Consider the following 252-nt stretch of genomic DNA (forward strand, 5'->3'; position numbering starts at 1 on the left):
TGTCCTGCCGCTCTTTCTTGATCCTTAGGTAGCGATGCGACTTCCGCGTGGGCAAGACGCTCCCAATATTCGCGTTCATTGTCGATGGCCGGACTGTTGGCATATTGAGACAAACGTTCTGCCCAAGTGGAGAACGAATCCGTTTTATATGGCAAGCGAATCGCTTCTCCCCGAACGGCCTGCTCATATCCAGTCGCAAAATCCTCAAACACAATCCGCCATGAAATGCCGTCTACAACCAAATGGTGAATG

1 protein-coding gene is annotated in these 252 nt (G+C 50.8%); it reads right to left on the bottom strand.

Translation table 11 applies throughout. The features are described from left to right. A partial coding sequence (locus HFD99_RS25265; protein WP_167441102.1) for a condensation domain-containing protein occupies positions 1 to 252 on the bottom strand: 252 nt, incomplete at both ends.

This window comes from Paenibacillus sp. EKM301P (assembly GCF_011800295.1).
GTDB classification, from domain to species: Bacteria; Bacillota; Bacilli; order Paenibacillales; family Paenibacillaceae; genus Paenibacillus; species Paenibacillus polymyxa.